Source organism: Nonomuraea montanisoli, assembly GCF_013363975.1.
Taxonomy (GTDB): domain Bacteria; phylum Actinomycetota; class Actinomycetes; order Streptosporangiales; family Streptosporangiaceae; genus Nonomuraea; species Nonomuraea montanisoli.
Map to the genome: position 1 here is coordinate 184,462 of NZ_JABWGN010000009.1, position 19,594 is coordinate 204,055.

16 protein-coding genes, 1 tRNA gene and 2 pseudogenes are annotated in these 19,594 nt (G+C 71.9%); 11 read left to right on the forward strand and 8 right to left on the reverse strand.

Features of this window, described 5'->3' with window-relative positions:
- Window positions 1-3: 3 nt before the first annotated feature.
- A complete protein-coding gene (locus HTZ77_RS24145) occupies window positions 4-360 on the reverse strand; it encodes an STAS domain-containing protein (protein WP_175592191.1) in 357 nt (118 codons plus the stop codon).
- Window positions 361-537: 177 nt separating this feature from the next.
- On the opposite strand from HTZ77_RS24145, the gene HTZ77_RS24150 reads away from it, so the two are divergent.
- Together HTZ77_RS24150 and HTZ77_RS47595 are read left to right on the forward strand one after the other, a co-directional pair.
- A complete protein-coding gene (locus HTZ77_RS24150; RefSeq protein WP_175591950.1) occupies window positions 538-1,308 on the forward strand; it encodes a SigB/SigF/SigG family RNA polymerase sigma factor in 771 nt (256 codons plus the stop codon).
- 4 nt (window positions 1,309-1,312) lie between these two features.
- Complete coding sequence (locus HTZ77_RS47595) at window positions 1,313-1,744, forward strand: ATP-binding protein (RefSeq protein ID WP_328808737.1); 432 nt, start codon at window positions 1,313-1,315, stop codon at window positions 1,742-1,744.
- 81 nt (window positions 1,745-1,825) lie between these two features.
- Here HTZ77_RS47595 and HTZ77_RS24160 read toward each other — a convergent pair whose 3' ends face one another.
- From HTZ77_RS24160 to HTZ77_RS24175, 4 genes are all read right to left on the reverse strand, one after another.
- Window positions 1,826-2,023, reverse strand: a complete 198-nt coding sequence (locus tag HTZ77_RS24160) for a hypothetical protein (protein ID WP_175591951.1) — start codon at window positions 2,021-2,023, stop codon at window positions 1,826-1,828.
- 7 nt (window positions 2,024-2,030) lie between these two features.
- Window positions 2,031-2,972 carry a hypothetical protein gene (locus HTZ77_RS24165; protein WP_175591952.1) on the reverse strand — a complete coding sequence of 314 codons (942 nt, stop codon included), beginning with the start codon at window positions 2,970-2,972 and terminating at the stop codon, window positions 2,031-2,033.
- Between the two features lie 5 nt (window positions 2,973-2,977).
- Window positions 2,978-3,523, reverse strand: coding sequence for a hypothetical protein (locus HTZ77_RS24170; protein ID WP_175591953.1), 546 nt, complete (start codon window positions 3,521-3,523; stop codon window positions 2,978-2,980).
- Between the two features lie 220 nt (window positions 3,524-3,743).
- Entirely contained in the window at window positions 3,744-4,172 is a 429-nt protein-coding gene (locus tag HTZ77_RS24175; protein ID WP_175591954.1) for a hypothetical protein, read from the reverse strand.
- Window positions 4,173-4,260: 88 nt separating this feature from the next.
- On the opposite strand from HTZ77_RS24175, the gene HTZ77_RS24180 reads away from it, so the two are divergent.
- Window positions 4,261-4,334 (forward strand) — tRNA-Pro (locus tag HTZ77_RS24180).
- Between the two features lie 80 nt (window positions 4,335-4,414).
- Here the strand turns inward: HTZ77_RS24180 and HTZ77_RS45395 are convergent.
- Together HTZ77_RS45395 and HTZ77_RS24190 are read right to left on the reverse strand one after the other, a co-directional pair.
- Window positions 4,415-4,816, reverse strand: a pseudogene (locus HTZ77_RS45395) (tyrosine-type recombinase/integrase); the annotation flags it as partial.
- 764 nt (window positions 4,817-5,580) lie between these two features.
- Window positions 5,581-5,811 (reverse strand): hypothetical protein, encoded by a 231-nt coding sequence (locus HTZ77_RS24190; protein ID WP_175591955.1) that lies wholly within the window; start codon window positions 5,809-5,811, stop codon window positions 5,581-5,583.
- A gap of 815 nt (window positions 5,812-6,626) precedes the next feature.
- On the opposite strand from HTZ77_RS24190, the pseudogene HTZ77_RS24195 reads away from it, so the two are divergent.
- From HTZ77_RS24195 to HTZ77_RS48345, 8 genes and pseudogenes are all read left to right on the forward strand, one after another.
- Window positions 6,627-6,980: pseudogene (locus HTZ77_RS24195) on the forward strand (HisA/HisF-related TIM barrel protein); the annotation flags it as partial.
- Between the two features lie 265 nt (window positions 6,981-7,245).
- The gene (locus HTZ77_RS24200; protein WP_175591956.1) at window positions 7,246-8,631 is read left to right on the forward strand and encodes a serine hydrolase domain-containing protein; all 1,386 of its coding nucleotides are present in this window, start codon (window positions 7,246-7,248) and stop codon (window positions 8,629-8,631) included.
- Between the two features lie 182 nt (window positions 8,632-8,813).
- On the forward strand, window positions 8,814-10,943 hold the full coding sequence (locus HTZ77_RS24205; RefSeq protein ID WP_205303307.1) for a dipeptide ABC transporter ATP-binding protein: 2,130 nt from the start codon (window positions 8,814-8,816) through the stop codon (window positions 10,941-10,943).
- Window positions 10,940-11,890 (forward strand): ABC transporter permease, encoded by a 951-nt coding sequence (locus tag HTZ77_RS24210; protein ID WP_175591958.1) that lies wholly within the window; start codon window positions 10,940-10,942, stop codon window positions 11,888-11,890. Before HTZ77_RS24205 ends, HTZ77_RS24210 begins: the two co-directional genes overlap by 4 nt.
- Window positions 11,887-12,792 (forward strand): ABC transporter permease, encoded by a 906-nt coding sequence (locus HTZ77_RS24215; protein ID WP_175591959.1) that lies wholly within the window; start codon window positions 11,887-11,889, stop codon window positions 12,790-12,792. The genes HTZ77_RS24210 and HTZ77_RS24215 overlap by 4 nt, the downstream gene beginning before the upstream one ends.
- Window positions 12,793-12,904: 112 nt before the next feature.
- The gene (locus tag HTZ77_RS24220) at window positions 12,905-14,752 is read left to right on the forward strand and encodes an ABC transporter substrate-binding protein (RefSeq protein WP_175591960.1); all 1,848 of its coding nucleotides are present in this window, start codon (window positions 12,905-12,907) and stop codon (window positions 14,750-14,752) included.
- Window positions 14,734-15,873, forward strand: a complete 1,140-nt coding sequence (locus HTZ77_RS24225; RefSeq protein WP_175591961.1) for an erythromycin esterase family protein — start codon at window positions 14,734-14,736, stop codon at window positions 15,871-15,873. The genes HTZ77_RS24220 and HTZ77_RS24225 overlap by 19 nt, the downstream gene beginning before the upstream one ends.
- Window positions 15,870-17,933, forward strand: coding sequence for a prolyl oligopeptidase family serine peptidase (locus tag HTZ77_RS48345; protein ID WP_175591962.1), 2,064 nt, complete (start codon window positions 15,870-15,872; stop codon window positions 17,931-17,933). Before HTZ77_RS24225 ends, HTZ77_RS48345 begins: the two co-directional genes overlap by 4 nt.
- On the opposite strand, the gene HTZ77_RS48350 is transcribed toward HTZ77_RS48345, so the two are convergent.
- On the reverse strand, window positions 17,911-19,590 hold the full coding sequence (locus HTZ77_RS48350) for a PucR family transcriptional regulator (protein WP_328808738.1): 1,680 nt from the start codon (window positions 19,588-19,590) through the stop codon (window positions 17,911-17,913). The two genes, HTZ77_RS48345 and HTZ77_RS48350, sit on opposite strands and share 23 nt — an antisense overlap.
- Window positions 19,591-19,594: the final 4 nt, after the last annotated feature.

Here is a 19,594-nt window from a genome sequence, read left to right on the forward strand (position 1 = left end):
CGTTCAGCCGATGGCGGCGAGCGCGTCGTCGAGCGTGTCGTACAGGGGCAGCCGCTGCGCGAGTCCCGTGATCCACATGACCTTGGACTTGGAGTACTCGACCCCGACCAGCGCGAACCGCGAGCTCGCGGCCAGGCTGGTCTGCCACTGGTGCACGATCAGCCCCAGCGCGCGCGAGTCCATGAACGTCACCCCCGCGAGGTCCAGGATGAGGTCCGGCCCCGACAGGGACAGGTAGTCGGCGAACTGCTCGCGCGTCGTCGCGTCGAGCACCCCGTCGACCTTGACCACAGTGATCTCGTTAACGGTCGACGAGGTAAGGCTCAGGGCTGCCACAGAGCCCTCACCGTTCTCCGGCATTGTCACGAAGCAACCCTACTGTCACCGCGGTAGGGAGGAATACGTCCCGCGGGATGGGGCATACTTGATCCGAAGTCCAGCAGAGGGCTTTCGTCTCGAAGTAAGACGCGAGGCGTGCCTCTGCATGGGCTTTTTCCTGTTGAGGCCGCCCCTGCGACCCGTATGAGGAGCAGCGAGATGGCTGTGCAGGACATCGTTCTCGAGGAGCTGACCGCCGAAGAGCTCCTGGCCGAGATGGTCAGGATCGACACCCCCGACAGTCTGCGGGAACGGCTGCGCGAGCGCATCGTCGAGATGCACCGCCCGCTGGCCATGGAGATCGCCCGCCGCTACCGCTACCGCGGCGAGCCGCTGGAGGACCTTCTCCAGGCGGCGTACGTGGGCCTGATGAAGGCCATCAACGGCTTCGACCCGACGCTCGGCCACGCCTTCCGCGGCTACGCCGTCGTCACGATGACCGGCGAGGTCAAGCGGCACTTCCGCGACCGCACCTGGGCCATCCGCGTCCCCCGCCTCTACCAGGAGCGCCGCTCGGAGCTGAACCGGCTGGTCGCCGACCTCAGCCAGACACTCGGCCGGTCACCGACGGTCGCCGAGCTGGCCGCCAAGATGAACATCAGCGAGGAGGACGTCCTGCTCACGCTCGACGCCTCGGCCGCGTACAGCACGCTGTCGCTGGACGCGCCGCTCGGCACCGACGACGACGCGGCCTCGCTCGGCGACGTCATCCCGGAGGACGACGACACGCTCAGCACCATGGTCGACCGCGAGTCGGTCAAGCCGCTCATCGACGCCCTGCCCTCCCGCGAGAAGCACATCCTGCTCCTGCGCTTCTTCGGCAACATGACGCAGGCGGAGATCGCGGCGGAGTTCGGCATCTCGCAGATGCACGTGTCCCGGATCCTGCGCAAGGTCCTCGACCAGCTGCGCGCCGAACTTGTTGGCTGAAAGGGTGGATCGCCGGGTGCGCGAGGACGGGCATCCTCCTGACGCGGGCCTCACCGGCCCGCCGCCCGGCACGCCCGCGAAAGAGATCGTCTTCCGGCTGCCGGACCTGCCACGGGTCCGGCAGTTCGCCGAGACGGAGGCCCGCCGCGCCGGCATGCCCGACGAGGCCATCGGCGACTTCGTCATCGCGGTGAACGAGGTCGCCACCAACGCCGTCACCCACGGCGACGACGAGGCCAGGGTGCGGCTGTGGGTGGACGACGGCGACGTCGTGGTCGAGATCCACGACCACGGCACCTGGAAACCCGGCCCCATGCCCGGCTCGGTCGGCGGCATGGGGCTCTGGGTCGCCCGCATGCTCTCCTCCGACCTGCACCTGCGGGTGGGCGACGGGGGCAGCACGGTCGTGATGCGCTTCCCGGCCAAGTCCTTGTGACCCGGCGCATGAGATCCTTGTGACCCGGCGCATGAGAAAGGCCCCCGGACCGGGGGCCTTTCTCATGTCCCGTGCTGTGGCTCACCTTCTGGTGCGTCCACGCCATCCGCTGTAGCCGCTGCGGATGCTCGCCGTCCCCACGCCCGCCTGGTGCAGGGCGAGGAACATCAGGCCCAGAAGCATGAACGTCGTGCCGGAGATGCCGCCCGGGATCCGGACGTTGACCAAGTCGAGCAGGAACCCCAGCCCGAACACGATCGCCGCGACAACCGCGAGCATGAGCCTCTCACCTCGTCCCTGTGGTGGTGCCGGCATGGTCGCCGCCCGTGAGGGCCAGCAGGCGCTCCAGCACCGTCCGGTATTCGCGCAGCGCCAGGCGGAGCTGCTCGGTGTCGTGGTCGTCGGAACCGCTCCAGCGCTGCCGCAGCTCGCCCGTGCGGGACGTCAGCGCGCTCGTGAGCTCCTCGACGACCTCGCCGACCAGTCCGTCGGCCCGCTTGACGGCGTCGCCCGGGTCGTCCACGAAGCCGGCCTGCAGCTCGCGCCAGCGCGCCTGCACCTCGGCCGGGTCGCGATCGAACAGCACGATGTCGGCCGGGGCGGCGTGGGAGGGCTTGGCGCCGCCGTCCACGCCGGTGGCGGGGGCGTCGTCACCGGTGGCGGGGGCGTCGTCGCCGGTCGCCGGGGGCGTGTCCTGGGCGGTGTGCGCGGGGCCGGTCAGGTCCTCGTCGACGGCGGGGCCGGGGCCGGTGGAGACGCCGGTGGCGTAGGGGTCACGCCGCGCGTCCTCGTCGTTCGGACCGGTCAGACCGTCCGACCCGCGGACCTCATGCGTGTGGTCATCATTGGTGTGGTCATCGTGCGTGCGGCCGTCACCGTCGCGCAGAGCGTCACGCGTGACGTCGTCATCAGGACCGTCGTCATGGGGACCGTCGTTACCGGGGGCGTCGTTGCGCACCGGGCGGGCATCGTCACCGCCGGCCACCAGGACGTCGTCACCCGTCGTCCCCCGCGCCGGGTCGTGGGCCCTGCCGCCCGCCAGCCCGTCACGATCACGATCGTCATCGACGATCATGCGAAGGTCGTCGTCCTCGGGCCGCGCGGCCCGTACGTCGTCGTCGCCGCGCACGTCGTCGAGCGCGCCGCGACGATGGTCGTTCCACTGGTCGTGCCGCTCGTCGCCGGGGTGGTCGCCGCGCTGCGACGGCACCCGCATCTCCTCACCCACGTTCCTCACCGTCCTCGCGTCGTCTCTTCGAGCAGTTCCTCGAAGAGCGCCCGGTAGTGGACCATCGCCTGCCGGAGCTCCTCGGTGGAGGCCTCCTTGCGGGCCGCGCGCCCGCTGATCTCATGCGCCTTGCGGTAGTGGTCGAGCGTCGACGCGTGGGCCACGGACAGGTCGGACAGTCGCTGCTCGTAGTCGTCCGTCGGGTAGCCGCGGTCGGACATGACCGACGTCACGAGCTGGTCCGCCTCGGTCACCGCGAAGCCGGGCGCGTCCACGAAGCGCTCCTGCACCTCGGTCCACCGCCTGGCGTAGCTGTTGCGCGTCTCCTCGGAAAGGGGCCGGATGTCGAGCTCCGCGTGCCGCTGCTCGCGGGCCAGCAGTTCCTGCTCGGCCTCTTTCTTGCTGTCGTGCTCGGCCATCAGGCGTTCGTACTCGGGGCCGAAACGGGCGCGGAGGCGGCTGCGGCGCTGTTGCTGAAGCACCACGTAGCCGACTGCGGCGAGCGCCACCACCGCGACCACGACGACGGCCACCCAGATCAAGGTGGACATGTTCTTCGCCTCCGGTCTCTGTGTTGAGACCTGCGACTGCCCCCGAACGGGCGCTCGAAACGCTGTGGGACGGCGCACGGCCCCCTGTCAGCCATGACGCGTCCACGGAAGTCCCCGGGCCCCTGACTACGGCGGAGAGCCTGAGCGACGCCCTCAGCCCCGTACAGCAGACGTGATCATCAGGAAGTCGTGCTCAGGCAGCGGTGGCCCTGAGAAGGGGTCACTCGATGTGAAGCGCTTCCCGCGCCTCGGCCAGCACAGCGGCCACATGAGACCGGCCGCCGGGCTCGGCAGGCACCTCCCGGAACCCCTCCTCGGGGTCGTACGCCACGTCGAGCCCCGCGTCGACGAGCCGTTGCGCCCACCGCAGGGCGGTGTTCAACCGCTCGGACGCCGGCGGCTTCCCCTGGGCGGCGGCGGACAGGTTGCGCAGGTTCGTGGCGGGCCCGGACTGGAGGTGCGCCCGCGCCACCTTCCACGGCACGGCGCGGCTGTGATCGAGCGTCGGTTTCACCAGCCCGGCGGCACGCTTGGCCTGGAGAACGCCTGATTCGCTCACGCCGAAGTGCGCGGCCAGGTCGCGCACGTTCCACCCCTCCGCCACGAGCCGCGCCAGCTCCCCGCGGTCGATCGCCGGCCTACGCCCCAAGATCCCTCCGCTCCGCCCGCGATGTGCACAGGCGCCTCCGATGTGCGCTAAGGTTATGACGTCTCGCCCCGCAGGGACGGACACACACCGGGACGTAGCGCAGCTTGGTAGCGCACTTGACTGGGGGTCAAGGGGTCGCAGGTTCAAATCCTGTCGTCCCGACGGTGAAACAGGCCGGTCGGCCTGGGTGAAAGCCCAGGTAGGCCGGTCTTTCTGCTTCTCTCTGCGATCATGCTGATCATCTACACCGCCCGGAGCTCGGGACCAGTTTGGGACCAGCCCTGGTTGAGGTGGGCGCTCAAGGCGTTGCTCGCCGCCACGAGGGAGTTGCTGTCCGGGTGGAGGTACCGCTGGGTGGTGGTCAGGGACCCGTGGCCGGCGATCTTCCGCAGCACGTGAACCGGGACCCCGGCGTCGGCCATCCAGGTGGGACCGGTGTGGCGGAGATCGTGCCGGCGAAGGTGTTCGTAGCCGAGCTTCGCCACGACCTCGTCCCAGTGTGTCGCGTCCCGCAGAACCGCGGTGGTGATGCGGCCCCCTCTGGGACCAGTGAGCAGCCGAGCGGTCGGATCAGTGCCGGCGGCCTCAAGACGCCGCAGCACCGGCTTTCGGACCTCGGCGATGATCGGGACCTTCCTGGCTCGCTTGCCCTTCGTCCCTTTGTCAGCGAGACCACCAGGGAGATCACGACTTCACCCCACCCTTCGTAGCAATCAGTGGAACGTTCCACGGGTACCTTTCGCCAGCCGCTCAAGCGCCGCCCAGTTGGGCAGTGCGAGCGCTCGCGGGTCATCGAGTTCGTCTTCGGCTCTCTTGTACTCGCTCTGCCAGCGGTGATCCGTGCGGGGTTGCGGTCGATGATGTTGTCCCGAACGGCCTGCTCCATGACGCGGATGAGGACGGCCAGGCTGTTCTTGACAGTGGAGCGACTGCACTCGTTGGCGATCCACGCGCCTGGCCCGAGGCGGCCTCGACAAAGGCCAGGAGCGCGTGCTGTGAGCGTTCTGCCTGCTCGGCTCGCGCGGCCTCATCCGGGGCGCGGTGGATGGCCGTGGTGGCCTCCAACGCGTCCGATGCGAGCCGACCCAGCTCGGCGTCTGAGTTGAGTAGCCGCAGCCTGAACAACGCGGCCTTGGCGTTCGCGCGCTCGTCCAGCGCCTCATCCCGGGCGCTGATGTACGTCGAGCCGTCCGGGTCGTCCGCTTGCGATACCGGCGGGCGCTCTGGCTGGCCCGGTACGAGGTGATGGCGCCGGCGAAGGCGCCGTAGGCGGCGAGCTGTTCTTGCCGGAGCCGCTCGTAGCGGGCTTCTGATCGCGCCTGCCTCGCGGCGCGTGCCTGAAAGACGTAGGTGGCTGTGGCGCCGAGGAGTGTGCCGACGACGGTGATGAGGCTCGTGATCGCACTCTTCATCTCGCCAGTTGAGCATGGTCCAGCGGCCACTGCCCAGCACGATATGCCGCGCGGTGACCGTCTCCCGGAGTTCTGGGGCCCGCAGCCCGGCAACCGTGCTCGGTCACCATCACCGGTCGGCCGCCGATCTGGCAGGCGGCGCGGGCGGCGTCCAAGCCCTCCAGAATGCGCTCGGAGATGAGGTCGCGTTCCACCTCGGCGGCCGTCGCGGCGACCAGGAACAGCATCTTGTCGGCGATGCTCTGCCCGGCGGGGCGGTGGATGCCGGCACGGATGCCGCTCAGGATGGGGTGCCGTTAGGAAACATGTCAGCAGCCCCAAACGAGTCCATCCCCGCTGGCGGCTCGTCGCACGCGGGCTTCGAACATCGTGGGATAAGTCCGGCACATGCTGTCGCGATGGCGGGGCGGAAAGCGTTCGCGCAGGTCGGAACTGGTAACCCGCGCTATTTGACTCCGATGAGTTACCGTCGAGGGATGCATCCCTGGAGGACCTGGGACGAAGTCAGGTCATGTCCGTGGCCCTGGCTGCACGTCGGTCCTTGGTGATTGGTCGAAGAAGCAAGGAAGCGACTCAAGCACTGCGATGCTGGCCGGCGGAAACTGGTGCGGAGGATCAACGGAACCTTCCTCGTTTGCACGCAGGTGTCGGTCGATGAAGCGTTGAGTTCTGCTAAGGACCGTGGCGCACTGAGCGGGACGACAAGTCCAGCCTCGGTCAGTTCAACCTCGACCAGGTCGATGTACCACCAACCCTGTACCGGGCCCTCGAACACAACGGGCCTGGTCAATTGGATGCCTTGGTCGAGCAATAGGAAGCTGCGATCGATGGTCGGCCGTCCGGCCACTTGGTACTCAGGTAAGAGTTGCGCGTCGTAGGCGACAACCTCTCCGATCCGGCGGCCGGGGCACCATTGACCCGTTCGGTGAAAGACCCAGACGCTCTCGATGAGCGGCCCTGGGTGGACCACTCGCCTTCAGCGCCAGGCCCCTATCTTCTCGGCCAACCTCTTGAGGGACTCGACCGGGCGCGCCGGGCGCCCGGCACGCCGAGCGGGTTCGAGGTGACCACGCACGGCGGGCGGCGCGGCACGGGCCTCGACGCGGTGGAGTGGGCGGCGCGCGGCGAGGAACTGGGCGTGGGCGAGATCCTGCTCAACTCGATGGACGGCGACGGCACGCGCGAGGGTTACGACCTGGAGATGCTGCGCGCGGTGCGGGCCGTGGTGCGGGTCCCGGTGATCGCCAGCGGCGGCGCGGGACGGCTGGAGGACTTCCCGCCGGCGGTGGAGGCGGGCGCTGACGCGGTGCTGGCGGCGTCGGTGTTCCACTTCGGCACCCTCAAGATCGCCGACGTGAAGGAGACGCTCCGCACGGCGGGTCATCCCGTGCGGTAGTCGCGCAGTGCGGTCCTCGTGGGGCCCGCTTCGCGCGGCGCGTTTCCTCGCGAGGCGCGCTTCGCGTGGGTCGGTCCTCGTGGTGCGCGCTTCGCGCGTGGGCGCCGGGCTGTGAGAGCCGCACAGCCCGGTCCTCGCCCGATCGGTCCGGGCGGCCTTTGGCCGAGCCCACGAACGGGTGGGCCACCAGTGGTGGAAGCTGACGAACACCGCCCTGTCAGCCGCCCCTAAGCTCCCCCGGAAACGGAGCCAGAAGGGGATACCGGTGTCGAAACTGGATGAGATCGCTGCGTGGCTGCGGCGCCGGCTGCCGGATCTGCTCGCGGAGAACCAGGTGCCGGGGGCGGCGGTGGCGCTCTGCGCCGGTGACGCGACGGTCGACGCCGCGGCCGGGCTGCTCAACACCGTCACGGGCGTCGAGGCCACGGCCGACTCGCTGTTCCAGATCGGCTCGATCACGAAGGTCCTGACCACGACGCTGGCGATGCAGCTGGTGGACGAGGGTGCGCTGCACCTGGACGCTCACGTGCGGGCCTACCTCCCCGGGTTCCGGCTCGCCGACGACGACGCTGCCGGACGGATCACCGTCCGGCAGCTCATGTGCCACGTCGCGGGCTTCGAAGGCGACGTCTTCACCGACACCGGCAAGGGCGACGACTGCCTGGAGAAGTACGTCGGCCTGCTGCGCGAGGTCCCGCAGTTGTTCGAGCCCGGCGAGCTGTTCTCCTACAACAACGCCGGCTTCTGCGTGCTGGGCCGGATCGTCGAGGTCGTCCGGGGCAGGCCGTTCGACGACTGCGTTCGGGCGCACCTGTTCGAGCCCCTGGGGCTGGCGCACGCCGCGAACGACCCGTACGACGCGATCCTCCACCGCACAGCGGTGGGGCACGTCGAACGGGAGCCCGGAGGCCCGTTCGAACCCACCCGCGTCTGGGCTCTGGCCCGGTCGAACGCGCCGGCCGGCTCGATGCTGGCGATGCGCGCCTGCGACCTGCTGGCCTTCGCCCGCATGCACCTGGCGGGCGGCCTGGGTCCGGACGGCCGGGCGGTGCTCAGCCAGGAGAGCGTCCTGGCCATGAGGCAGCCGCAGGTCGCGCAGCCGGACCTCGACCAGGGCACCGGCTGGGGTCTCGGCTGGGAGCTCTTCCACCGCCCAGACCGGGCGGTCTTCGGCCACGACGGCAACACCATCGGTCAGTCGGCGTTCCTGCGGGTGGTCCCGGAGCGGGACGTGGCGCTGGTGATCCTCACCAACGGGGGGCGCCCGAAGCCGGTCTTCCGCGAGCTCGCCGGGCGCGTGCTCGGGGAGCTCGCCGGGGTCGAGCCGGGCGAGGCGCCCCGGCCGGACCCGGCCGCGCCCCCGCTGGACGCCGCCCGCTACGCCGGCACCTACCTGTCGAGCACCTCGCGGACCACGGTGAGCCAGGACGCCGATGGGCGGCTGTGGCTGGACCGAACCCCCCTCGGCGTCACCGCAGGCCTGGGCGCGGCGCCGTACCGCACCGAACTGGTCGCCTGGCGCGGCGACTCGGTGCTCCCGGCTGAACCCGAAGGGGGGGTCCGCGCGCCGCTCGCCTTCCTCGGAGACGACGGGCAGGGGCGGGCCCGCTACCTGCACACCGGCCGGGCCGACCGGCGGGTGCCGTCCTGAACTCCTGACCGGTCGAGGTTCCGCCGCGCCGCGACGGCTCGCGGCGATCAGTATGCCGCGACGGCTCGCGGCGATCAGTTCGTCGCGACGGACGAAGGCGGGCTTCGAGCTTCGATCGACGCGACGAACACCGCCAGGGGACCGGGTCCCACTATCGTCCAATGGATTGGGAGAGTGCCGCCTTGAGCACTGCCTTGAGCACGGCCGACGGCTCCGCGAACACGGATGGCATCCGTCTGCTGACGATTCGTGACCTGTCGGTCGAGATCTGGCGGGGCGATCGGATCGTCCGCCCCGTCCGCGGCGTCAGCCTGGCGCTCGACCGGGGCGAGACTCTGGGGATCGTCGGCGAGACCGGGTCCGGCAAGTCCATGACCGGTCTGGCGATCATGGGCATGCTGCCGGCCGGTGGCCGGATCACGGCCGGTTCGATCGACCTGGACGGAAGGGAGCTCGTGGGGCTGCCCGCCGCGCGGTACCGCGCGATCAGGGGCAACGACGTGGCGATGGTCTTCCAGGACTCGATGACCGCACTGAACCCGACCAAGCGCATCGGCGAGCAGGTCGCCGAGCCGGTGCGGCTGCACCGCGGCGCCTCGAAGCGGGAGGCGCGCGCCCGAGCCGAGGAGATGCTGGCCCTCGTGGGGTTGCCGCGGCCGGCCGAGCGGCTGGACGACTTCCCGCACCAGCTCTCCGGCGGCATGCGGCAGCGCGTGATGATCGCGATGGCGCTGGTCTGCGAGCCCCGGCTGGTCATCGCCGATGAGCCGACGACGGCGCTCGACGTCACCGTCCAGGCGGAGATCCTCGACCTCCTCGACGACCTCAGGTCCCGGCTCGGCATGTCGATGATCCTGGTCACCCACGACATGGGGGTGATCGCCCGGCATGCCGACCGCGTCGGTGTGATGTACGCCGGGCGGGTGGCCGAGACCGGGCCGACGTCCGAGTTGTTCGCCCGGACGCGGCACCGTTACACCCAGGCGCTGCTCTCCTCGATCCCGTCGCTCACGCAGGACCGCCGCGAAGAGCTGTTCAGCATTCCCGGGGCGCCGCCGGACCTGACCGTGGTGCAGGCGGGGTGCCCGTTCGCGCCGCGCTGCGCCGCCGCGACCGACCGGTGCCGCGCGGAGCTCCCGCCGCCCGTGACCGAGGCCGGCGGCCACGTCCACTCCTGCTGGCATCCCGCCGAGGGCCCGGCCGCCAGAACCCGTGCGCGGCTGGTCGTCCCGGCTCCGGCCGGATCAGGGCCAACGGCATCGGAGCCAACAGGATCGGGGCCAACGGCATCGGGCCCGGCCGGATCGGGGTCAACGGCATCGGGGCCGCGCCTGCGCGTGGTCGACCTCCGGCGCGAGCATCCGGCGGGCGGCGCGGGCCTGTTCGGCGGACGCCGCACCGTCAAGGCGGTCTCGGGCGTGAGCTTCGAGGTGGCGGCGGGGGAGACCTTCGGGCTCGTCGGCGAGTCGGGCTGCGGCAAGTCCTCGCTGGGCCGCATGCTCGTCGCCCTCGACCGGCCCACCTCCGGCGAGGTGATCTTCGACGGCGAGCCGGTCACCCGGATGAGCGCCCGCGCGCTGGGGCCCCGCCGCACCGAGCTGCAGATGATGTTCCAGGACTCCAACGCCTCCCTCGACCCCCGCATGCGCATCGGCGCGATCCTGCGCGAGCCGCTGGCCATCCAGGGCGTCGGTACCCGCGCCCAGCGCACCGCCCGCGCCCGCGAGCTGCTGCGGGACGTGGGCCTGCCGGCGAGCGTGCTGGAGCGCTATCCCCACGAGCTGTCCGGCGGGCAGCGGCAGCGGGTGGGCCTGGCCCGCGCGCTCGCCCTCGATCCGAAGGTGCTGGTCGCCGACGAGCCGGTCAGCGCTCTGGACGTCTCCATCCGCTCGCAGGTCCTCAACCTGATGCGCCGCGTCCAGCTCGAACGCGGGCTCAGCAGCGTGGTGATCTCGCACGACCTCGCGGTGGTGCGGTACCTGGCCGACCGCGTCGGCGTCATGTACCTGGGCAAGCTGGTCGAGACCGGCACCACCGACGAGGTGTACGGCTCAGCCGCGCACCCCTACACCGCGGGGCTGCTGGCCGCGATCCCCGAAGCCGACCCCGGGGCGCCGCGCGCCCCCGCGGCCGCGAGGGTGCGCGGCGAGCCGCCCAGCCCCGTGGACCCGCCCAGCGGCTGCCGGTTCCGCACCCGGTGCGCCCTGGCGACCGCGTTGTGCGCCCAGGAGGAGCCCCCCTTGACGCCGGTCACCGGCACCCATCACGTCGCCTGCCACCACCCACTGGGCCGAGAGGAGTCGCGCTCATGACCTGGTACGTCCTCCGCCGTCTGGCAGTCTCGCTCCTCGTCCTGCTCGGCATCTCCGCCGTCGTCTTCCTCATGCTGCACCTGGTGTCGGACAGCCCGGGGCGCGTCGTCCTCGGGCAGCGCGCCTCGCCGGAGGCCGTGGCGGACTTCAACCGGGAGCACGGCTTCGACCGCCCGGTCGTCGCGCAGTACGTCGGCTACCTCGGCCGGCTGCTCCAGGGGGACCTGGGCCGGTCGTACAAGCTGAACGAGGACGTAGGCACGCTGCTGGCGCGCAACGCCGGCCGCAGCGCGATGGTGTCGCTGGCCGGGCTGGTGCTGGCGCTGCTGATCGCGGTCCCGCTCGGCATCCTGCAGGCGGTGCGGCGCAACAGCGTCGTCGACCGGGTCGCCACCGCGGCGTCGTACGTGCTGTACGCGACGCCGTCGTTCCTGCTCGGGCTGTTGCTGATCGCCGTCTTCAGCCAGACGATCCCGATCTTCCCGGCGGAGGCGTCGCAGTCGCACTCGCCGTGGGTCGTCTTCACCGATCCGCGGGCGATGGCGCTGCCGGTCATCACGCTCGCCGTCACGAGCATCGCGGTCTTCGCGCAGTATCAGCGGTCCGCCGCCCTCGACCAGCTCGGCCAGGACTACATCCGGGTCGCGCGGGCCAAGGGCCTGCCGGAACGGCTGATCCTCACCCGCCACCTGCTGCGCAACGCCTGCCTGCCGCTGGTCATGCTGGTCGGCACGCTCGTCCCGACGCTGCTGGCGGGCAACCTGATCGTCGAGTCGCTCTTCAACTATCCCGGCCTGGGCCTGCTGTTCCTCAACAGCCTGCAGCGCGAGGACTACCCGGTGCTCCTGGCCTACACCCTCATCGGCGGCGTGCTGACCGTGGCCGGCAACTTCGTCGCCGACGTCGTGGTGGCGGCCGCCGACCGGCGAATCGAGCTCAGCGCATGACCGCACCAGAGGTGACCTCCGCTCCGTCCCCCGAGGCCGAGACGTGGGCGGAGCGCGAACCGGGCTCGATCCGGTCGGTCCTGCACGGGCTGCGCCGGCATCCGCTCGGCGCGGCCGGCGGGCTGCTGTTGCTGCTCATCACGGCGTTCTGCTTCCTCGGGCCGCTGTTCCACCCGACCAACCAGACCGACGTGGACCTCCTCAACGCGGCCCTGCCGCCCGGCTCCGGCCACCCGCTCGGTACCGACGGCAATGGCTTCGACGTGCTCGGGCGGCTGATGTCGGGCGGCCAGGTGTCGCTGCGGATCGGGCTGCTGGCCGCGCTCTTCGCCACCACGATCGGCACCGTCTACGGGGCCGTGGCGGGGCTGGCCGGAGGCGTGGTCGACGGGTTCATGATGCGGCTGGTCGACGTCATGCTGTCGATCCCGTTCCTGTTCTTCGTGCTGATCCTTTCGGCCCGCTTCCACGCCGACGCGCTGTCACTGAGCCTGGTCATCGGTGGCTTCTCCTGGCTCGTATCCGCCCGGCTGGTGCGCGGCGAGGTGCTGACCCTGCGGGTGAGGGAGTTCGTGCTGGCCGCCAAGCTGATGGGCGCCTCCCGCCGGCGGACGATCCTCACCCACCTGATCCCGAACGCGCTCGGGGTCATCATCGTCAACATCACCTTCCAGGTCGCCGACGCGGTCCTGGTCGTCGCCGCGCTGGGCTTCCTGGGCTTCGGCCTGACCTACCCCACCGCCGACTGGGGCAGCCAGCTGGCCAGCGGCGTCACCTACATCTCCGCCGACTACTGGTGGCTGATCTACCCGGTCGGCGGCTGCATCGTCCTGACCGTGCTGGCGCTCAACCTGCTCGCCGACGCGCTGCGCGACGCCGTCGGGCGGCGGGCCGACCGATGACCTGTCCACCAGGACGGAGGCGGGCGCGCGGAATCGTCCCCGCCGCCGAACACGGGCCGAAGCGGCTGGTGCATCGTCGACGCACCCCGCACACCTCTTCAGGGAGCCGTCAATGAAGCACCGAGGCCGCCTCTCCGTGGCACTCGTCGCCGCCGTCGCCGTGCTGGCCACTGGGTGCAGCGGCGGCGGGGGCGCGACGAGGGACATCGCCGGCAGCTACACCGCCAAGCCGGCCCAGACCGGCACCCCCAAGCAGGGCGGGACCGCCACCGTCGCGCTGACCCCCGGGCTCAGCCCCAACTACATCTACCCGTACCCGCCGGCGGCAGCCAACGGCACCGTCATCGCCCGCGGCCAGCTGTGGCGCTCCCTCTACCGGCCCAGCGGCGAGGGCGACCAGGTCGCCGACGCCGAGCTGAGCCTGGCCGAGCCGCCCGTCTACAGCCCCGACCGCAAGACCGTGACCATCACGATGAAGGACTACAAGTGGTCCAACGGCAAGCCGGTGACGGCCGACGACGTCGTCTTCTCGCTGGCCCTGCTCAAGGCCGCGCTCGCGGAGAGCCTGGCCAACTGGAGCTTCTACACCCCCGGCCAGTTCCCCGACGGCGTGAGCGCCGAGGCCACCGCGCCTGACACGCTCACCCTCAAGCTGCGGACCGCGTACAACCCGTCGTACCTGCTGTCCATGCTGACGCTGCTGTACGTGCTGCCCTCCACCGAGTGGAACATCGCCGCCACCGGCGGCCCGCACCTGGACTACAAGCAGCCGAAGAACGCCAGGGCGATCTACAGGTACCTCACCAAGGAGTCGGAGTCGCAGGCCACCTTCGCCGGCAACCCGCTCTGGCAGGTCGTCAACGGCCCCTACCGGCTCAAGAGCTTCGACCCGACGACCGGCTCGTTCTCCCTGGCGCGCAACGAGTCCTACAGCGGACCGGGGGAGTCGCGGCTCGACCAGATCGACTTCAAGGCCTTCACCTCCGCCGCCGCCGTGCTCAACCAGTTCAAGGCCGGCAACCTGACCGTCGGCACGCTCGACTCCAGCTTCGCCGCGCAGATCGGCGCGCTGAAGGCCGAGGGCTACAACGTGTACGGCGCGCCCGCCCCGGCCCGGCTTGACGCGCTGGTCATCAACTTCGCGAACACCGTCGGCAACTTCGACAAGGTCATCGCGCAGCCGTACGTCCGCAAGGCCCTGCAGCGGCTGATCGACCAGCAGGGCTACATCGCCAGCCGCGGCGTCTACAACGGCGCCGCCTCCCCGAACTACAGCACCGCGGGCACCGGCTCCCCCTACCCGCCCGCCTTCGGCGACCAGCCGCCCTACCCCTACGACCCGGCCGTCGCCGAGAAGCTGCTCGCCGACAACGGCTGGAAGGTGGTGCCGAACGGCTCCACCACCTGCGAACGTCCCGGCACCGGGCCCGGCCTGTGCGGCGCGGGCATCCCGCGCGGACAGACGATCAGCTTCACCCTGGCCTCGGCCAGCTCACCAGCCTTCGTCGGCGCGCGTGACGTCGCCTTCGCCTCAGCGGCCAAGAAGCTCGGCATCGAGGTCAAGGTCGTGACCAAGTCGCTCAACTACATGTACGCGAACTACGGCAACACCTTCGCCCCTGCCACCAGGAACGAGTGGGCCATGCAGGACTACGGCGCCCTCTACCTGGCGGCCGGCTACCCGAGCAGCAACACGGTGTTCAACACCGAGGGCAGCTTCAACCTGGGCAGCTACCGGAACGCCGAGGTGGACAAGCTGATCGGCGCCTCGACCTTCGGCGCGGACGAGAAGTCGCTGTCGGCCGAGGTGACCGCTCTCGCCCGGGATCTGCCGGTGCTCTTCCTGCCGGCGCCGCACACGCTCGTGGTGTGGAAGGACACCCTGTCGGGCCCGCAGTCGTCGTTCAACGCCCTGACCAGCTTCCTGTACACGCCGGAACTATGGTACTTCCACAGCTAGCGCGAGACCTGGCCGATGACGCCAGGGTGGTGGCCCTCGGCGAGGGCGCGCACAACATCACGCAGTTCTACGAGCTGAAGGACGAGCTGTTCCGCCTGCTCGTCGAGGAACACGGGTTCACCGCCTTCGTGATGGAGTCGGGCTTCGCCGAGGGGCTGGCCGTCAACGCGTGGGTCCACGGCGGGCCCGGCGAGGTCGAGACGGTCGCCCGCGACGGCATCACCTACCGGTTCGGCGAGTGCGAGCCGATGCGGCGGCAGCTCACCTGGATGCGGGAGTGGAACGCGGCGAACCCGGCGAAGGTCAGCTTCTACGGCATGGACCTGCCCGGTTCCTCCACCTCGCCCGGACCGGCGGTGCGCGCCTGCCTCGACCGGCTGGCGGCGCTGCCCGGCGACGAGGAACTGCGTCGCCTCAGCGATCTGGGGGGCCGGACCGAGGCGGCGATCCGCTACCGGGCCATGCCCGCAGCGGAGCGGGCCCGGCTGCTCGACGGCCTCCGCGACCTGGTGGAGCGTGCCGCGGAGCACGACGACGGGGTCGTGCGCCGGTGCGGGGCCTCGATCGCGGCCTTCCTCGCCGAACTCGACCTGGACGAGACCGGGCCGTACCCGCGCGACGTGTTCATGGCCGAGACCGTGCGCTGGATCCTGGAGCGCGAGGAGCGGATCGTCGTGAGCGCGCACAACGCGCATGTCCGGCGCACGCCGCTGCACGGCCGGCCGATGCTCGGCGGCCTGCTGGGCGCGGACGCCGTCGTCATCGGGATGACGTACGGCTCCGGCCCCGAGGTGCGCTTCACGCAGCGCTCGCCGCGCCCGTTCGACTGCGAGGTCTCCCTCCACGAGCGCATCCTGCCGCCGAACGCCATCGAGTCGAGGCTGGAGCGCCTCGGCCCGCCCGTCGCCGCCGTCGACCTGCGCCGCGCGCCGGCCGGGCTGTTCGACGGGGTGGACGGCACGCTGGCCGCCGGCGGCCTCGACCCCGTCGACGACTTCCCGGCTGCCTACGACGCGCTCGTCCACGTCCGCCGGGTGACCCGGGTGCCCGGCGCGTTCGAGCGGCTGCGCGCGGAGTTCGAGACCGGAGCCCAGTCCCCACGAGAGCCGGAGTCACCGTGACCGCCGCCTACCCGCCCGCCCGCACCGTCGAGGTCTTCGAGGACGTCGCCGGCGTGCGCGTGCCCGACCCGTACCGCTGGCTGGAGGAGGAGACCGAGGAGGTGCGGCAGTGGCAGCGGCGGCAGGCCGAGCTCGCCACCGCCGCCGTCTACGCCGGCCAGGATCCGGAGGCCGTCCGCGCGCTGATCCGCGCCTGCGACGCCGGCTCCCGGCCGGCCCTGCCGAAGTACGCCGCCGGCCGCTGGTTCCGCGTCGTGTCCCCGCCCGGAGGCCCGGCGCCCGTGGTGGTCGTCGCCGACGAGCCCCTCGGAGCCGGGCGGACGGTCGCCGACCTGGCCGGGTCCGGCGAGGGCGGGCACCCGCCCGTCGTGTCCTGGCTGGCGCCCGCGCCCGACGGCCGGGTCCTGGCGCTCGGCCTGTGCACCGACGGCAGCGAGCACAACACCATCCGGCTGTTCGACGTCGCCTCCGGGCGGCAGCTCGGCGGCGCGCCGGAGCAGGTCCTGCACAGCGCGTGGGCGGGCGGCGTCTCCTGGCTGCCGGACAGCACGGGCTTCTCCTTCCTCGCGCTCACCGGCGCGCCGGAGGACTTCAGGCAGACGGTCTTCCTCCACCGGCTCGGCGGCGGGACCGAGCCGGAGCCGATCCCGGTCGGCGCGGGCTCCCGCGAGTACACGCTCGTCCAGATGTCGCCCGGCAGCCGCTGGGCCGTCGCCGCCCATCGGGTCGGCAGCCCCGTCCCGGTCGCGGTGCGCGACCTGTCCGATCCGGGCGGGGCCTGGCGGCCCTTCGTCAGCGGATGCCCGGGGACGGTCGCCGGACACGTCGTGGGCGAGCGCTACATCGCGGTGACCGACGTCGGCGCCCCGCGCGGCAGGGTGGTCGCCATCCCGCTCGACGCGGCCGACCCCGGCGACCCGGCCGGGTGGAGCGAGCTCGTCCCGGAGGGGGACACGGTGCTGCGCTCCCTCACCCCGGTCGGCGAGCACCTCTACCTCAGCGAGTTCGACCGGACCTTCGCGAGGGTGCGCATCCTCGACCGTTCGGGAGCGGTCACCGGCGAGATGCCCCTCCCCGGCCGGGGCGCGCTGGCCGCGCCCTTCTTCCCGCTGACCGCCCTGGCCACCGGCGCGCCCGCGGCCGACTTCGTCTTCGCCTTCTCCACGCCCACCAGTTCCTGGGGCGTCTACCGGCACCGGCCCGGCGAGACGGAACCGGAGACGCTGCTGCCTCCCGCGGTGGTCCTCGACGCCGTGCTGGAGGAGGGCGCGGCCCTCGCGCCGGACGGCGTCGCCGTGCCGTACCACGTGGTGCGCGGTGCCGGCGGTGCGCCGGCATCGGTGCTGATCTCCGCGTACGGCGCGGCGAACGTGCCGCTCCTGCCGCAGTACCAGCCCGACCTGGCCGCCTTCGTGGCCGCCGGAGGCGTGCTGGTGCAGGCGTACCTGCGCGGCGGCGGCGAGTTCGGCCGGGACTGGCACCTGGCCGCGCACCGGGAGCGCAAGCACGTCCGCGACGCCGACCTGGTCGCGGTCGCCGAGCACCTCCTCGACACCGGCCTGACCACCTCCGATCGGCTCGCGCTGACCGGCGGCTCCGACGGCGGCCTCATGTGCGGCATCGCCCTCACCCGGCGGCCCGAGCTGTGGCGTGCGGTCCTGCCGAGGGCCCCGCTGCTGGACCTCGTCGGCGGTACGCGCGACCCCTATCTCGACTTCGTCATCCGCAAGGCGTGGGGGGACCCGGACGACCCGGACGAGGTGCGGCGCCTGCTCGGGCTCTCGCCGTACCAGCTCGTCGAGCCCGGCGTCTTCCCGGCGGTCTACCTGCAGGCCGGGGCGACCGACCCGCGGTGCCGGCCCTGGCACGCGCGCAAGTTCGCCGCGCGCCTTCAGGCCGCGCAGCGGGGTGAGGCGCCGATCCTGCTGCACGTCTTCGAGGACGCCGGTCACGGCGCGGCGACCGCCCACGACGTCGCCGCCGCGCAGGACGCCGAGTGGCTGGCCTTTCTGATCGGCACGCTCGGCCTGCCGGGCGTCAGCCGTCCGGAGCCGACCTGATCGACATCAGGCGCAGCTGCAACATGGCCGACAGCCGCGCGCCGGGGTCGCCGAGGTCGAGCCGGCCGACCTCGGCGGCCCGGCGCAGCCGGTAGCGGAAGGTGTTGGAGTGCACGTACATCGCGGCCGAGGCCACCGCGACGTCGCCGAAGGCGTCGAGCCAGGCCCGGAGCGTCTCGGCCAGACTGGTCTGGTGCTCCTTGTCGTAGGCGACGATGCGCGCGACGGCCCCGCTGGGGATGTCGCCGCGCGGGACGAGGTCGGCCAGCTCGATCAGCAGTGCCTCGACATGCACGTCGTCCAGCCGGGCCACCTGCCGCCCGCCGGCCCCCGAGCGCAGCACGCGCAGGGCGCGCTCGGCCCCCGATCGCGACTGGGCCAGCGCCGAGCTGTCGGCGGCCAGCGACCCGACCCCGATGAGCGGGCGCAGCCGCGAGCCGACGCGGGCCAGGAACTCGGAGGCGATCCACGCCGCTCGTTCCTCGGCCTCCTCGCGGTTCTGGTGCCGGTGCTGCGGCAGGGGCAGCACGCCGAAGGCGACGTCGCCGATGAGCGCCGCGGCGGCCCGCGGGTGGGCCGCGGACAGGTGGATGGCGAAGGCGTCGGCCAGCCGCTTGCGCTCGGTGGCGAGCTGGGCGGGCAGCGGGGGCTCGGCCGCCGAGCCGACGACGTTCAGTGCGAGGACGACCGCGGGCTCGTCCTTCAGCCCGAGGCGGCGGACCGCCTCCCGCGCCCCAGGCCCGTCCTCCAGGGCGGTGCTCAGCAGCTCGGCCCGCAGCCGCCGCTCCATGTCGGCGTCGGCGCGCTGCCACACCATGTGCATCGCGACCAGCTTGGACGCCTCGTACAGCGCCTCGCCGCGCTCCTCGTCCAGCGGTTTGGGGACGACGACCCAGATCGTGCCGAGGATCTCGTCCCCGGCCCGCACCGCGATCGCCGCCCGGGGCAGCTCCGGCGGCAGCGACGGGTCGACCTGCTCGGGCAGGGGCGCCACGAAGACCGGCCGGTCGCCGCGGTAGATCGCCTGGAACACCCCGCGCTCCTCCAGGATGCGCGTGTAGTGCGCCGGGACCTGGCGGCCCAGGATCGTCTGGACCCGCGAGTGGTCGGCCTCCTCCTGGCGGCTGGAGAAGGCCAGCAGCCGGGAGTTGCGGTCCTCGATGGTGACGGGCGCGTCGAGCAGCGCGGCGATGGCGTTGGCGACCGCGAACAGGTCGCCGGACCTGATCCGGCCGACCGTGTGCGCGTCCGCGCCGTCCGGGCCGCCGCTCTCGGCGATCAGCGACCGGAGCATCCCGGCCAGGTGCGACCACGACGCGCCGCGCGCGAACGACAGGACCGTCACCCCTGCCTCGCGCGCCGCCGCGACGAGCTCTTCGTCGGGCACGACCGGCGCGCGGACCACGAGGCCGACGGCGTCGTGCCTGCCGAGCTGGGTCACGACCCGGGCGAGGTCGGCCGGGTCGTGCAGGCCGACGCCGAACACCAGCGCGCGGCTCGGGAGCTCGGGCTCGTCGAGCGGGTCGTAGATGACGACGTCGCCGACGTCGCCGGCCCGCTCGACGTCGCCGCAGACGACGTCGAGCAGGGTGGAGCCGAGTTCCTCGAGGACGCGGGCGAGGCTGGCTCGCGGGAGGCCGGTCACGGGGACGAGCACGCGT